The sequence below is a fragment of the Mycobacterium sp. genome, from assembly GCF_049683935.1.
GTDB lineage: Bacteria > Actinomycetota > Actinomycetes > Mycobacteriales > Mycobacteriaceae > Mycobacterium.
The window spans coordinates 1-13,983 of record NZ_JBAUJR010000237.1 but is presented as its reverse complement, the minus strand read 5'-3'; the positions used below and the strand labels follow the sequence as shown (position 1 = coordinate 13,983).

At 67.5% G+C, this 13,983-nt stretch carries 13 protein-coding genes; 5 read left to right on the top strand and 8 right to left on the bottom strand.

Annotated features, from left to right (window positions below):
* The 4 genes from WA965_RS13790 to WA965_RS13775 form a co-directional block, all read right to left on the bottom strand.
* A partial coding sequence (locus tag WA965_RS13790; protein WP_526447639.1) for a lysophospholipid acyltransferase family protein occupies positions 1-787 on the bottom strand: 787 nt, incomplete at its 3' end.
* Entirely contained in the window at positions 784-1,635 is an 852-nt protein-coding gene (locus tag WA965_RS13785) for a GNAT family N-acyltransferase (RefSeq protein ID WP_526298036.1), read from the bottom strand. The genes WA965_RS13790 and WA965_RS13785, both read right to left, overlap by 4 nt.
* A gap of 154 nt (positions 1,636-1,789) precedes the next feature.
* Positions 1,790-2,746, bottom strand: a complete 957-nt coding sequence (locus WA965_RS13780) for an electron transfer flavoprotein subunit alpha/FixB family protein (protein ID WP_526298038.1) — start codon at positions 2,744-2,746, stop codon at positions 1,790-1,792.
* Positions 2,747-2,804: 58 nt separating this feature from the next.
* A complete protein-coding gene (locus WA965_RS13775; protein ID WP_178362116.1) occupies positions 2,805-3,596 on the bottom strand; it encodes an electron transfer flavoprotein subunit beta/FixA family protein in 792 nt (263 codons plus the stop codon).
* Between the two features lie 207 nt (positions 3,597-3,803).
* Between WA965_RS13775 and WA965_RS13770 the strand changes: the two genes are divergently transcribed.
* Genes WA965_RS13770 through WA965_RS13760 form a run of 3 tightly spaced genes read left to right on the top strand, consistent with a single transcriptional unit; the run spans position 3,804 to position 7,389 of the window.
* Positions 3,804-4,604 carry a class I SAM-dependent methyltransferase gene (locus tag WA965_RS13770; protein WP_526298040.1) on the top strand — a complete coding sequence of 267 codons (801 nt, stop codon included), beginning with the start codon at positions 3,804-3,806 and terminating at the stop codon, positions 4,602-4,604.
* A complete protein-coding gene (locus tag WA965_RS13765; protein WP_526298042.1) occupies positions 4,601-6,160 on the top strand; it encodes a 1,4-alpha-glucan branching protein domain-containing protein in 1,560 nt (519 codons plus the stop codon). The genes WA965_RS13770 and WA965_RS13765 overlap by 4 nt, the downstream gene beginning before the upstream one ends.
* Positions 6,161-6,162: 2 nt before the next feature.
* Complete coding sequence (locus WA965_RS13760) at positions 6,163-7,389, top strand: glycosyltransferase family 4 protein (protein ID WP_526298064.1); 1,227 nt, start codon at positions 6,163-6,165, stop codon at positions 7,387-7,389.
* Positions 7,390-7,393: 4 nt separating this feature from the next.
* Here the strand turns inward: WA965_RS13760 and zwf are convergent, their stop codons facing one another.
* Together zwf and WA965_RS13750 are read right to left on the bottom strand one after the other, a co-directional pair.
* A complete protein-coding gene (zwf, locus tag WA965_RS13755) occupies positions 7,394-8,935 on the bottom strand; it encodes a glucose-6-phosphate dehydrogenase (protein ID WP_526298066.1) in 1,542 nt (513 codons plus the stop codon).
* A gap of 47 nt (positions 8,936-8,982) precedes the next feature.
* On the bottom strand, positions 8,983-9,720 hold the full coding sequence (locus WA965_RS13750) for an acyltransferase (RefSeq protein ID WP_526298044.1): 738 nt from the start codon (positions 9,718-9,720) through the stop codon (positions 8,983-8,985).
* A 140-nt stretch (positions 9,721-9,860) separates the two neighbouring features.
* Here WA965_RS13750 and WA965_RS13745 point away from each other — a divergent pair, with 140 nt between their 5' ends.
* Positions 9,861-11,159, top strand: a complete 1,299-nt coding sequence (locus tag WA965_RS13745; protein ID WP_526298046.1) for a BamB-related PQQ repeat family beta-propellar protein — start codon at positions 9,861-9,863, stop codon at positions 11,157-11,159.
* Between the two features lie 129 nt (positions 11,160-11,288).
* Positions 11,289-12,839: an alanine/glycine:cation symporter family protein gene (locus WA965_RS13740; RefSeq protein ID WP_526298048.1), complete on the top strand. Its 1,551-nt coding sequence runs from the start codon at positions 11,289-11,291 to the stop codon at positions 12,837-12,839.
* A gap of 16 nt (positions 12,840-12,855) precedes the next feature.
* Here WA965_RS13740 and WA965_RS13735 read toward each other — a convergent pair whose 3' ends face one another.
* Together WA965_RS13735 and WA965_RS13730 are read right to left on the bottom strand one after the other, a co-directional pair.
* On the bottom strand, positions 12,856-13,545 hold the full coding sequence (locus WA965_RS13735) for an esterase (protein ID WP_526298050.1): 690 nt from the start codon (positions 13,543-13,545) through the stop codon (positions 12,856-12,858).
* 68 nt (positions 13,546-13,613) lie between these two features.
* Positions 13,614-13,983: THUMP-like domain-containing protein (locus tag WA965_RS13730; RefSeq protein WP_526447637.1), on the bottom strand; the 370-nt coding region annotated here is incomplete at its 5' end.

Sequence of the window (13,983 nt, the reverse complement as noted above, 5' to 3'; positions counted from 1 at the left end):
CCGCAGCCTCGCAACGGGCAGCCAGCTCGCGCCGGTCGTCGCCGGGTAGTTGCAGCGACTCGACCCGGATGTGGCACACGGTGCGGCGAGCGGTGATCACCCGCTTGATGGACGTCAGTAGCGAGTCCTCACCCACGAACGCAGGCACGGTCGACGGCCTGCCGTCCTTGTGCCGGTAGGTCAGGCGCAGCGGCTGGACCGGGCGGCCGGCGTCGACCGCCGCCTGGAACATCGCCGGACGGAACCGGCCGTAGCCCAGCCCGCACCACGTCGTGCCCTCCGGGAACGCGACGGCGGTCTGCCCGGACCGCAGCCGGTCGGTGATGGCTGCCACCACCGACGGCAGCCTGCGCAACCGGCCCCGGTCGATCGGGATGACCTTCATGATCCGCACGATCGGGCCGAGTGCCGGCCACTCGACGAGGTCGGCGCGGGCCACGAAGGACCCTGGCAGCACCGTGCCGATCGCGAAGATGTCCAGCCACGACACGTGCCCACTGACGACCAGCACGCCACGCAGGTTGCGGATCGGCCCGCCCGACACCGACATCCGCACCCCGAGACAGCGCAGCATCATCCGGCAGTAACCACGCTGCAGGTGCGACCGGCCCGGCATCGGTACGGCCAGCAGCCACACACCGCAGAACAGCGTCGCGGCCGCCGTCACGCGCACCGCGGTGCGCACCGCGATCACCCACTGTCGACCGGGAACGTCTGCGCCTGCGTGGACGCATCCGGCATCACAGGTCGCCCGCTGCAACCAGGCGTGTTCGTGGGCGATCGTCATGATGCTGACCCGTCCGCGATCGCGGCAGCCGCACCGACCGACCGGAGTCGCCGCAGGTAACGGGTGTCGGCGTCTCGCTTGGCGAGCAATGCCGGCAAATCCCCCACCCCGAAATCGGGGTCATGGGCCGGCTCGCCGCACACCTGGGCGCCCAGCCGCAGATACCCACGCAGCAGCGGAGGCACCGCGAGTCGCTCCGGCGGGTCGATGTCGTCGAGGCCACGACCGTCGACCACGACAGGGCGGAAGGGTCGCACCGTGAACTCCGCGGGCGCGCGATGGCGGCGCATGACGAAGTCGCGCACCCCGCGCAGTTGGCTTCCGCGAGCAGACCGACCCGCCGGATCTGATACCGGAACCGAGACGCATCCGGTCACGTAGTCGTACCCGCTGCGGTCCAGGTAGGCCAGGATCCCCGCCCACATCAGCAGCACGACAGCGCCGTGGCGGTGACCGTCGCGCACCACCGCACGGCCCATCTCGACCAGTGAGGGGCGGATCGGATCGAGGGCCGACACGTCGAATTCGGTTGCGGTGTAGAGGCCACCGGCGGCGATGGCACCCGGTGGCGGCAGCATCCGGTAGCAGCCGACGAGTTCGCCGGTGTCGTCGTCACGAACCAGCAGATGGTCGCAGTGCTCGTCGAACCGGTCGGCGTCCAGACCGGCTGTGCGGCCTCCGGACCCGCTGCTGTCGGCCAGGGTGTATCCCGGCTCGGTGGTGAAGACGTCGTGGCGCAGCCGTTGCGCCGCCTCGATGGAGTCGGCGTCGGTGCACAGCAGCAGGGAGTAGCGGGCATGCCGCGGCGCGGAGGTGTCGGACGGGATGAGTACAGAAGCAGTGCTCATACCGTGCACGGTTGCTGAGCCGGTGGGCGTGGCGGCAAGCGGTGCGTGACGTGTTCATGAGCGCTGGGTGACGGTTTCGGGTCAGCCGCTCAACGCAGAAGGTCCCCGTTTCGTGACGAAACGGGGACCTCTGCGGCTGCTCTCGCAGTGAGAACTAGCCCTTGCGAGCCTTGACCGCCTCGGTCAGCTGCGGGGTCACCTTGAACAGGTCACCCACGATGCCGAGGTCGGCGATCTCGAAGATCGGCGCCTCTTCGTCCTTGTTGACGGCGATGATCGTCTTCGAGGTCTGCATTCCGGCGCGGTGCTGAATCGCTCCCGAGATGCCCAACGCGATGTAGAGCTGCGGGGACACGGTCTTGCCGGTCTGACCGACCTGGAACTGGCCCGGGTAGTAGCCCGAGTCCACCGCGGCGCGCGATGCGCCGACGGCAGCGCCGAGCGAGTCGGCCAACTCCTCTACGATGCCGAAGTTGTCGGCACTGCCGACGCCGCGGCCGCCGGACACCACGACGGATGCCTCCGCGAGCTCGGGGCGGTCACCGGCGACAGCGGGTTCGCGGGAGGTGATCTTGGTCGCATTCTCGGCCTGGGCCGGGACCTCGACGCTGACGACCTCGCCGGCACCGTCGGCGGGCTCGGCGTCGATCGAGCCGGGGCGCAGCGTGATCACCGGGGTGTCACCGACTGCCTCGGCCTCGACGGTGTAGGCGCCACCGAAAATCGAGTGGATGCCCTTGCCGCCCTCTTTGACCTCGACGACATCGACCAGGAGACCGGAACCGATGCGGGCTGCCAGCCGTCCCGCGATCTCCTTGCCGTCGGCGTTGGCGGCCAGCAGCACGGCCGCAGGACTCGCCGATTCGGCCAGCGAGGCCAGCACGTCGACCTGCGGGGTGATCAGGTAGTTCTCCGCGTCGTCGGACTCGGCGACGTAGATCTTGGCGGCGCCTGCCGACTTGAGTCCCTCGATGAGCGGCTCGGCCGTGCCCGGCTTGCCCACCACGACGGCGGCGGGCTCGCCCAGCGCGCGGGCGGCGGTGATCAGTTCTGCGGTGACCTTCTTCGGGGCACCTTCGGCGTGCTCGACGAGCACGAGTACTTCAGCCATGGGTTTCGTCTACCTCTATGTCTGTCTGTGGGTGATGGGAGAAATGGGAGTGATCTGCCTAGATGATTTTCTGGGCGACCAGGTACTGGGCGATCTTGCTGCCGCCCTCGCCCTCGTCGGTGACCTTCTCGCCCGCGGTCTTGGGCGGCTTGGGCGTCGACGACAGCACCTTGGAACCGGCGTTCGCGACGCCGACCTCGTCGGCCTCGACACCGATCTCGGCCAGGGTGAGCGTGGTCACTTCCTTCTTCTTGGCGGCCATGATGCCTTTGAAGGACGGGAAGCGGGGCTCGTTGATCTTCTCGTTGACACTGACCACCGCAGGCAGGGACGCCTCGAGCGTGAACACGCCGTCGTCGGTCTCGCGTTCGCCGGTGACCTTGTCGCCCTCGACGGTCAGCTTGCGCACATGGGTCAGCTGCGGCAGGCCCAGGTACTCGGCGATGATCGCCGGGACTGCGCCACCGGTGCCGTCGGTGGCCTCGTTGCCGGCGATGACCAGCTCGGTGCCCTCGATGGTGCCCAGCGCACGGGCGAGCGCCCAGCCGGTCTGCACCATGTCGGAGCCGTGCAGGCTGTCGTCGACCAGGTGGACCGCCTTGTCGGCGCCCATCGACAGCGCCTTGCGGATCGCCTCGGTGGCACGGGCAGGGCCTGCGGTCAGGACCGTCACCGAGCTGTCGCCGCCTTCACGTTCCTTGATCAGCAGCGCCTCCTCGACAGCGCGCTCGTTGATCTCGTCGAGCACGGCGTCGGCGGCCTCCCGGTCCAGGGTCCAATCGCCCTCCGACAGCTTGCGCTCCGACCATGTGTCTGGGACCTGTTTGATCAGGACCACGATGTTCGTCATGACTCTGGTTCGTCCTCCTCGACGGGGCCGATGACCGGCCTGCTTTATCACGTTTGTAGAACCCACCACCATGTTACTCGCAAGTAACTTTCGGTGGTTCGCAAAAACACCATAGCTGGTCGAAGTTTGTGATCCGCCGGCCCTGCGACCAGTCCGGGCCAGGCGAACAGTTCTTGATCGGACGGTTACGCGTTAGCCTGCCTTCCAATGAGCGCATCAGTGTCCGGATCGACGGAGCCCGGCAAGGCTTCAGAGGCAGCCCCCATGGCGCTGACCGGCGAACGAACCGTGCCCGGCCTGGCCGAGGAGAACTACTGGTTCCGCCGCCACGAGGTGGTCTACCACCAGCTGGCCCACCGCTGCGCGGGCCGCGACGTGCTCGAGGCGGGTTCGGGTGAGGGCTACGGCGCCGACCTGATCGCCGAGGTGGCCCGGAACGTGATCGGCCTCGACTACGACGAATCCGCGGTGGCGCACGTCCGCGCCCGCTACCCGCGAGTCGACATGCGCCAGGGGAATCTCGCCGAGCTCCCGCTGTCCGACGGCGCGGTTGATGTGGTGGTCAACTTCCAGGTGATCGAACATCTGTGGGACCAGGGGCAGTTCGTCGCCGAGTGCCTGCGGGTGCTGCGCCCCGGCGGCGTGCTGCTGATGTCGACCCCGAACCGCATCACCTTCTCCCCCGGTCGCGACACCCCGATCAACCCCTTCCACACCCGTGAACTGAACGCCGCCGAGCTCACCGAACTGCTCGAGTCAGCGGGGTTCCAGATGGAAGGCGTCCACGGGGTGTTCCACGGCGAACGCCTTCGCGGGCTCGACGCCCGCCACGGCGGGTCGATCATCGACGCGCAGATCACTCGCGCGCTGGCCGACGCACCGTGGCCCACCGATCTGCTCGCTGATGTCGCGTCGGTGAGCGCCGACGACTTCGACATCGTCGAAGCCGGTGCCGGCGCCGACATCGACGACAGCCTCGACCTCGTCGCGATCGCGGTGCGCCCGTGAGGGAGGTTCCGGGGCTGTTCAGCCTGGTGCTGCACACCCACCTGCCCTGGCTGGCACATCACGGACGCTGGCCGGTCGGCGAGGAATGGCTGTACCAGTCGTGGTCGGCGGCCTACCTGCCGCTGGTGCGGGTGCTGCGCGCTCTGGCGGCCGAGGACCGCAGCCATCTGGTCACCCTGGGCGTCACACCGGTGGTGGCCGCACAACTGGACGATCCGTACTGCCTACAGGGCATGCACCACTGGCTGGCCAACTGGCAGCTGCGCGCACTCGAGGCCGCGACCATCAGAACGCCGTCGGGGTCCTCACCGGCGTCGGCTCCGGAAGCGTTGCGGCAGTTCGGCGCTCACGAGTACGCCGATGCCGAGCGGGAGCTGGCCGAGTTCGACGCGCTGTGGCGCCACGGTGGCGGCCCGGTGCTGCGTGAGCTTCTCGACGGCGAGGTCATCGAGCTGCTGGGCGGTCCGCTCGCCCACCCCTTCCAGCCGCTGCTGAACCCTCGGTTACGCGAGTTCGCACTGCGCGAGGGACTGGCCGATGCCAAGCAGCGGTTCGCCCGCACCCCTACCGGCATCTGGGCGCCGGAGTGCGCCTATGCGCCGGGTATGGAGCACGGCTACGCCGCGGCCGGTGTCGGCCATTTCATGGTCGACGGCCCGTCGCTGCACGGCGACACCGCACTGGGGCGGCCGGTGGCCGATTCCGATGTGGTGGCCTTCGGCCGTGACCTGCAGGTCAGCTACCGGGTCTGGTCGCCCAAGTCCGGATATCCCGGCCATCCGGCATATCGGGACTTCCACACCTACGACCACGTGACCGGACTCAAACCGGCGCGGGTGACCGGGCGCAACGTGCCGTCGGATGCCAAGGCGCCGTATGACCCTGTCCGCGCTGACGCCGCGGTGGACGCCCACGTGGCCGATTTTGTCGACATGGTGTGCCGGCGCCTGGAGCGCGAGAGCGGGCGAATCGGCCGGCCCGCCCATGTGATCGCCGCCTTCGACACCGAACTGTTCGGCCACTGGTGGCACGAAGGTCCCGTCTGGCTCGAACGAGTACTCCGCGCGCTACCGGCCGCCGGGGTTCGTGTCGGCACCCTGTCCGACGCGGTGGCCACCGGGTACGTCGGCGCACCGGTCGAGTTACCGCCCAGCTCATGGGGTTCGGGCAAGGATTGGCAGGTGTGGGCCGGCGACAAGGTCGCCGACCTGGTCCAGCTCAACAGCGAAGTCGTCGACACGGCGTTGACGACGGTCGACAAGGCGCTGGCGCAGTCCGCATCGATGGACTCCCCGACGCCCAGGGATTTTGTCGCCGACCAGATCCTGCGCGAGACGCTGCTCACCGTGTCGAGCGACTGGCCGTTCATGGTCAGCAAAGATTCAGCGGCGGACTATGCGCGCTACCGTGCCCATCTGCATGCCCATGCCACCCGCGAGATCGCGGGCGCGCTGGCGTCAGGCCGCCACGAACACGCCAAAAACCTTGCCGCGGGCTGGAACCGCGCCGACGGACTGTTCGGCGCGCTCGACGCGCGGAGACTGCCGAGCGGGTGACGATGAAGATCCTGCTGCTGTCCTGGGAATACCCCCCTGTCGTGATCGGTGGGCTCGGTCGCCACGTGCACCACCTGGCGACCGAACTCGTGATGGCCGGCCACGACGTCGTGGTTCTGAGCCGCCGGCCCACCGCCACGGACCCGCACTCGCACCCGACCACCGATGCCCTCGACGAGGGGGTGCGCGTGATCGCCGCGGCCGAGGACCCACACGACTTCACCTTCGGCACCGAAATGATGGCGTGGACCCTCGCCATGGGTCACGCGATGATCCGCGCCGGCCTCGGACTCGCAGACTGGCGACCGGACGTGGTTCACGCCCACGACTGGCTGGTCGCTCATCCCGCCGTCGCCCTGGCCCAGTTCTTCGACGTACCACTGGTTTCCACCATTCACGCCACCGAAGCGGGCAGGCACTCGGGCTGGGTGTCGGGGACGGTCAGCCGGCAGGTCCACGCGCTGGAATCGTGGCTGGTCCGCGAATCCGATTCGCTGATCACCTGTTCGGCGTCGATGCGTGACGAGATCAGCACGCTGTTCGGTCCGGAACTCGCCGAGATCTCGGTCATCCGCAACGGGATCGACACCGACGGTTGGCCGTTCGCGCCTCGCCGCGAGCATTCCGGACCTGCCGAACTGCTGTACTTCGGTCGCCTGGAGTACGAAAAAGGGGTGCACGACGCGATCGCCGCCCTGCCCCGGATCCGACGCACCCACCCCGGCGCCACCCTGACGATCGCCGGAGACGGCACGCAGCTCGACTTCCTCAGACAGCAGGCGCGCAAGCACCGGGTGTCCAAGGCGACGAACTTTGTCGGCCGCGTTGATCATTCGCAACTGCTCGAGCTGCTTCATCGCGCCGACGCCGCGGTTCTCCCGTCGCACTACGAGCCTTTCGGCATCGTTGCGCTGGAAGCCGCCGCCGCCGGGGCCCCCCTGGTCAGCTCCAACGCGGGCGGTCTCGGCGAAGCCGTCATCGACGGTGTGACAGGGGTGTCGTGTCCACCCAACGATGTGGGCGCACTCGCTGCGGCGGTGCGCAGTGTGCTGGACTCACCGGTCGCCGCACAGCAGCGCGCCGAGGCCGCCCGCGAACGGCTCACTTCGGAATTCGCTTGGCAGACGGTGGCGGTGGAGACCGCCCAGGTGTATCTGGCTGCCAAACGCGCTGAGCGTCGGCCGCACCCGCGCCGACCCATCGTGGAGCGCCCCCTGCCCGACCGCTGAGGGCTCAGCGGGGCTTCTTCTCCCGCCACGCCCGCTCGAACGGCAGCCGCCACGCATTGGGCGCAATCAGCTGATGAATCGAGTTCGGCCCCCACGTCCCCGGCTGGTACTGCTTGACCGGAGGCGGATCCTCGATCAGGTCGATCGAACGCTCCCAGAGAGACTCGATGCCCTCGGCGGTGGTGAACAGCGTGTGGTCACCGCGCATCGCGTCGAGGATCAGACGTTCGTACGCCTCCAGGACGTCGCCGATCCGTTCGGTCTCCTGGGTGGAGAACTGCATCGACAACTTCTCCAGCTTCATGCCAGGACCCGGCTTCTTGCCGTAGAACGACAGCGAGACCTTGGAGGCGTCGGCCAGGTCGAACGTCAGGTGGTCCGGCCCTTGGGAGCCCACACCGGACCCCGCGGGGAACATCGTGCGCGGGGCCTCTTTGAACGCGATGGAGATGATCCGCATCCCCTCGGCCATCTGCTTGCCGGTGCGCAGGTAGATCGGCACGCCGGCCCAACGCCAGTTGTCGATGCCGACCTTCAGCGCGATGAAGGTCTCGGTATCGGAATCCCTTGCCACGCCGTCGAGTTCGCAATACCCGCCGAACTGCCCGCGGACCACGTCGGCGCACTTGATCGGCAGCATCGAGCGGAACACCTTGTTCTTCTCCTCGCTGATCGCGCGCGGCTCCAGCGCGGTCGGCGGCTCCATCACCACGAACGCCATCACCTGGAACAGGTGGGTCACCACCATGTCCTTGTAGGCGCCGGTGCTCTCGTAGAAGTTGGCACGCTCGTCGAGGCCCAGGGTTTCGGGAATGTCGATCTGGATGTGGTCGATGAAGTTGCGGTTCCAGATGGGCTCGAACAGACCGTTGGCGAATCGGAACGCCAGGATGTTCTGGGCCGCTTCCTTGCCGAGGAAGTGATCGATCCGGAAGATCTGAGACTCGCTGAACGTTTCGTGCACGAAGTGGTTGAGTGCGACGGCGCTGGCCAGGTCGGTGCCGAACGGCTTCTCCATCACCACCCGGGACCGATCCACCAGGTTGGCCTCCCGCAGCATGGTGATCACCGAGCGCGCTGCCTTCGGCGGAACGGAAAGGTAATGCAGCCGCTGCACTTCCAGCACCCCGTCGGCGGGGACGTCGGCTCCGGCCACCAGCGCGGCCTCGGCCTCCGCGACAGCGACGGCCAGCGCTTCGGGGCCTGCCCCCTGGGGAACGTAGGTGAGGATCCTGGCGAAGTTGTCCCACTGTTCGTCGGTGAGCTTGTGGGTGCCGAATTCGTCGACGGCCTCCTTGGCCAGCGCCCGAAACTCGTCGTCGGTGAGATCCTCCAGGGAGGTTCCGATCACGTGGATGTGGGGTGCCAACTCGGATTGATCCAGGTACGCCATCCCCGGGATGAGCTTGCGCTTGGCCAGGTCACCGGTCGCACCGAACAGCACGATGACAAAAGGTTCGAGCGGCGCCTCGTCCCGACGGAAGGGCCGGGAATCCGGAGAGGGGTAGGCGATGGTCTGTGCTGTCCCTGTGGTCACCCCGGAAATGCTGTCACCTACGCCGAGCACGCGCAGTACTTGCGGGTCGCGACGCGCTACCGGGAGGCTTTCTTACGTTCGATGTCGGCCAGCGCCGCCGCCAACTCCGCTCGCTGGGCCGCCGATGTCTCCCAGGACAGTTTGCGATTCTTGACGACCTTGGCGGGCGAACCGACCGCGATCGAGAAGTCCGGGACCTCGCCCTTGACCACCGCGTGGGCCCCCAGTACGCAGCCACGGCCGACGCTGGTCCCCCGCAACACGGTCACTTTGGTCGCCACCCAGGTGTCCGGTCCGATCCGCACCGGACCCTTGATGATGCCCTGGTCCTTGATCGGTAACTCTATGCTGTCCATCCGGTGGTCGAAATCGCACACGTAACACCAGTCGGCCATCAGCACCGAGTCGCCCAACTCGATGTCGAGGTAGGTGTTGATGACGTTGTCCCGTCCGAGGACCACCTTGTCCCCGATGCGCAGCGAACCCTCGTGGCAGCGGATGGTGTTCTTGTCACCGATGTGGACCCAGCGGCCGATCTCCATCTGTGACAGTTCGGGGGTCGCCTGGATCTCCACGTTCTTGCCGAGGAACACCATGCCGCGGGTGATGATGTGCGGATTGGACAGCTTGAACTTCAGCAGCCGCCAATACCGCACCAGGTACCAGGGCGTGTACGCACGGTTTGCCAGCACCCACTTCAGCGACGCCGCGGTGAGGAAGTGGGCCTGACGCGGATCCCGCAGGCGCGAACCCCGCCAGCGCTTGTGCAGCGGCGCACCCCACATCGTCGTCATGGCCGGACAGCCTACGCGAGGACACCCGCGACATGCCCCGTCGCTACGCTCCAGCCCACCACCCGGGAGCGGTTACCCTCACGTGGGTTCGAACCACATCCGGACGCGACCGACCGCTCCGATAATCCAGAAGGGATCCAGTGCTCCGGCGAATCATCGCGGTGGCCGCGACGGCGCTGTTCACCGGCCTGCTCGCCGGCTGCGGCAACACCGATTCCTGGGTCGAGGCGCGCGCCGCGACGGGCTGGTCCGCTCAGTACGCGGATGCCGCGAACAGCAGTCACTCGCCGGTCACCGGCGCAGATACGCTGCGCCTGGACTGGATCCGGTCGGTCAGAGGCGACCTGGCATCCCAGGTGGCGCTCGGTTCCGGGAACCAGGTGGCCATCAACGCACAGACCACCGGCGGCTGCTCACTGATGGTCTGGGAGTCCGACAACCTCGGCCGGCAACGCTGGTGCACCCGGACCTTTCAGGGCGGCGGCTTCGCCAGCCCACTGCTGGACGGGTTCGACAACCTCTACGTCGGTCAACCCGGCGCGGTGTTGTCGTATCCGACCACCCAGTGGATCCGATGGCGCAAACCGGTGATCGGGATGCCGATGACGATGCGGTTTCTGTCGCCGGGCAGTCTGCTGGTGGTCACCCATCTCGGCCAGGTGCTGGTGTTCGACGCCCACCGTGGCACCGTGACCGGCAACTCGCTGGATCTGGTGGCCGGTGTCGACCCCACCGACTCCCAGCGCGGACTCGACGACTGCCGGTTGGCTCGACCGGAATGCCCGGTGGCCGCGGCACCCGCCTTCTCCGAGGCGACCGGCATGGTCGTGCTCACGCTGTGGGAACCCCGGGCCGACGAGCCTGTGCTGGTCGGACTTCGGTACCGACCCGGTCAGACTCCGCTGCTCACCCGCGAGTGGACCAGCGACGCGGTCGGCGGCGGACCGATGGCCAGCCCCGTCCTGTCCGCGGACGGCTCGACGGTGTACGTCAACGGCCGCGACGAGAGGTTGTGGGCGCTCGATATCGAGGACGGCACCGAGAAATGGTCGGTGCCGCTGGACTATCTCGCCCAGACCCCGCCGTCGGTCACCCCCGACGGTGTGATCGTCGCCGGTGGCGGTCCGGGCGCCCGACTCGTCGCGTTCCGTGACACCGGCGAGCAGGCCGAGGAGGTCTGGAACCGCGACGACACCTCGCCGCTGTCGACCTCCAGCGTCGCCGGGGTCGGCTACACCGTGGTCCGAGACGCCGGTGACGGGACGGACGACGACGCCGGGATGGCTCTGGTCGTTTTCGACCTCGGTGATGGCCGCACCCTGAACAGCTATCCCCTCCCCGGCGCCACGGGATGGCCGGTCGGGGTGTCGATCGGCCACGACGGGCGCGTCATCGCCGCGACCAGCGACGGCCGGGTTTACGGCTTCGCTCCGGCCTGACAAAGGCGCCGGTTTGTCCTGTGGTCGCTTACATCCAGTTCACACATGTGCAATGCATTGCGCGGCCGTCGGTGCCACTATGCAAGATGCAATCGCGGGGCTGTCGATAGGTGACGAAGGGGCGCGACGTTGTCGGATTTCTTGAGCGCGGTAAACAGCTATGTGTGGAGCAACGCACTGGTCTACCTGTGTCTTGCCGCAGGTGTGTATTTCTCCATCCGGTCGAGGTTCGTCCAGGTCCGGCAGGTCCCGGAGATGATCCGGCTGATGTTTAAGGGCGAGACCTCGCCCTCGGGCGTGTCGAGCTTCCAGGCGCTGACGATGTCGCTGGCCGGGCGGGTGGGCACCGGCAACATCGCCGGGGTCGCGACCGCCATCGCCTTCGGCGGCCCGGGTGCGCTGTTCTGGATGTGGACCGTCGCATTCCTCGGTGCCTCCACGTCGTTCGTCGAGTGCACCCTGGGCCAGATCTACAAGACCCGAGACACGCTCACGGGTGAATATCGTGGCGGCCCGGCGTACTACCTCAGTCGGGCTTTCGCACACACCAAGGCTGCGCCGGCGATGAAGGTGTACGGATACGTCTTCGCGGCGGTCACCATCCTGGCGATGGGTCTGCTGCTGCCGAGTGTGCAGTCCAACTCGATGGCCTCGGCGATGAACACGGCGTGGGGCTTCTCCACGTGGTGGGTGGCCGTCGGCACCGTGATCGTGCTGGCGTTCGTCATCATCGGTGGCGTCAAGCGCATCGCGACGTTCGCGTCGATCGTGGTGCCGTTCATGGCCGTGGTCTACATCGTTCTCGCACTGGTGGTGGTCATCATGAACGCCAGCGAGGTCCCGGGCATCATCTCGCTGATCTTCGCCAGCGCATTCGGGCTGGACTCGGCGTTCGGCGCCATTCTCGGCGCCGCGGTGATGTGGGGTGTGAAGCGCGGCATCTACTCCAATGAGGCGGGCCAGGGCACCGGCCCGCACGCCGCGGCCGCGGCCGAGGTGTCGCATCCCGCCAAGCAGGGTCTGGTTCAGGCGTTCGCCGTCTACATCGACACCTTGTTCATCTGCACGGCAACCGGTTTCCTGATCCTGTCGACCGGCGCCTACCGGGTCTTCGAAGGCGAGAGCGCCGACGGCGCGGTGATCCGCGAGGGCGGCAGCATCCTGCCGGCCGACGCCGAAGTCGGGCCTGCCTTCGCCCAGACCGGATTCGACACACTGTGGAACGGTGCCGGTTCCAGCTTCATCGCCATCTCACTGGCGTTCTTCTGCATCACCACGATCATCGCCTACTACTACATGGCGGAAACGAACCTGCGCTTCCTGCTGGGCAAGGCCTCCACCATCGACGTCCCGTTCCTGCGCGGCACGGTCGGCTCGAATTCCACGCTGGTGCTGCAGGCGTTGATCCTGGTGTCGGTCACAATCGGCGCCGTATCCAGCGCGTCCGAAGCCTGGACCCTGGGTGACATCGGCGTCGGCCTGATGGCGTGGCTCAACATCGTCGGCATCATCATCCTGCAACAGCCCGCCTACAAGGCCCTGTGGGACTACGAGAAGCAGAAGAAGCAGGGGCTGGACCCGACGTTCGACCCGGTCGCGCTGGGCATCGTCGGCGCCACGTTCTGGGAGAACTACGACCCGGTCACGGGCAAGGACAAGGAAGTCAGCAAGGCGACCTGACGGGACGGGGGTGGGCTCAGGCCAGCAGTGGCGCGACCGCGCTGCGCGGCACCGTCGCCTGCAGCGCACCCCCGGCACCGGCCATGATCTCGCCTTGACCGAAGTAGAAGATCACCGAGTCGTCGGTGAGCGCGAACTCCTGGTACTTCTCGGGGTTCAGACCGTCGGCGGGTGAGATCGGCGCGTTCACTCCGAGTTGGCGGGCCACGTCGGCCTGCACGATCGGGAAGATCACGTCCAGCGGCCTGGTGTCCGGTTTGAACAGCGTGTCGAATGTGATGGGGGATTCACTCTCGACATCCCAGTTGAAGGTCTTGTACCACGTCTGGGGGTGCGCGCCGCCGACGTTCTCGTACACCTCGAACACCACGCTGCGGGTGCCGGCGTCCTCGGGTCCGGACCGGTAGTCGGTCCCCCTGGCGTCCAGCACGTAGGGCAGATTCCACGACCCCGGCATCTCGGACACGTTGACGAAGCCGTCGCGGGTCTGGGTCAGGTAGGCCGTCAGAGCCTGCTGGTCGGGATAATCGTCCGGAAACGCGTAGTCCAGCCGGTAGGTGGGGTTCTCCGCATGCACGTGACAGATCTGGTCATCGTCGACCGTGCCGCCCAGATCGGCACACGCCGTCTCGGCTGCGGCCACCGGGGCGACCGCCAGGCCGGCCGCGACACCGGCAGCTAGCAGGGCAGCGGCGAGGATGCGCATCGTCGGACGTCCTTGCGGTCGGCGCCGACTCGGACAACGGCGCGGTTGCTGCCAGGGTACGTGGCCGATCAGCGTGACGGACGACATATGAATGCCGTTGCCCGGCTTGCCGCTCCGGAACCGAGCCGGGTGAGGACGACACTCAGGTGCGTCGAGCCGCGTAACCGCAGCCGCGGCCGCAGCACGTCGGGGTCGACGTCGACACCGCGGACCAGGATCTCGACCGCTCCGACATCTCGGGCCGAAAGAGCCAGGCGCAGGTGCCGTTCGCCGAAGGGCACCTGCTCGAGGACCTCGAAACCACGTACCCCGGCGGGCAACCGGTCACCGGACAGGTATGCGATGTCGGGGTCGAGCTGCCACAGACCGTGCCGAGCAGCGTAGTGGAGTACCAGGCCCGCGCGCACGACCGCGCCGTCGGGGTCGACGATCCAGCGC

Bases quoted from the DNA above. Each gene is read 5' to 3' on its own strand.
- WA965_RS13770 (WP_526298040.1), top strand. From the start codon at position 3,804: ATGAGCGCATCAGTGTCCGGATCGACGGAGCCCGGCAAGGCTTCAGAG.
- WA965_RS13780 (WP_526298038.1), bottom strand. From the start codon at position 2,746: ATGGCTGAAGTACTCGTGCTCGTCGAGCACGCCGAAGGTGCCCCGAAG.
- WA965_RS13785 (WP_526298036.1), bottom strand. From the start codon at position 1,635: ATGAGCACTGCTTCTGTACTCATCCCGTCCGACACCTCCGCGCCGCGG.
- WA965_RS13760 (WP_526298064.1), top strand. From the start codon at position 6,163: ATGAAGATCCTGCTGCTGTCCTGGGAATACCCCCCTGTCGTGATCGGT.
- WA965_RS13750 (WP_526298044.1), bottom strand. From the start codon at position 9,720: ATGACGACGATGTGGGGTGCGCCGCTGCACAAGCGCTGGCGGGGTTCG.
- WA965_RS13735 (WP_526298050.1), bottom strand. From the start codon at position 13,545: ATGCGCATCCTCGCCGCTGCCCTGCTAGCTGCCGGTGTCGCGGCCGGC.
- WA965_RS13775 (WP_178362116.1), bottom strand. From the start codon at position 3,596: ATGACGAACATCGTGGTCCTGATCAAACAGGTCCCAGACACATGGTCG.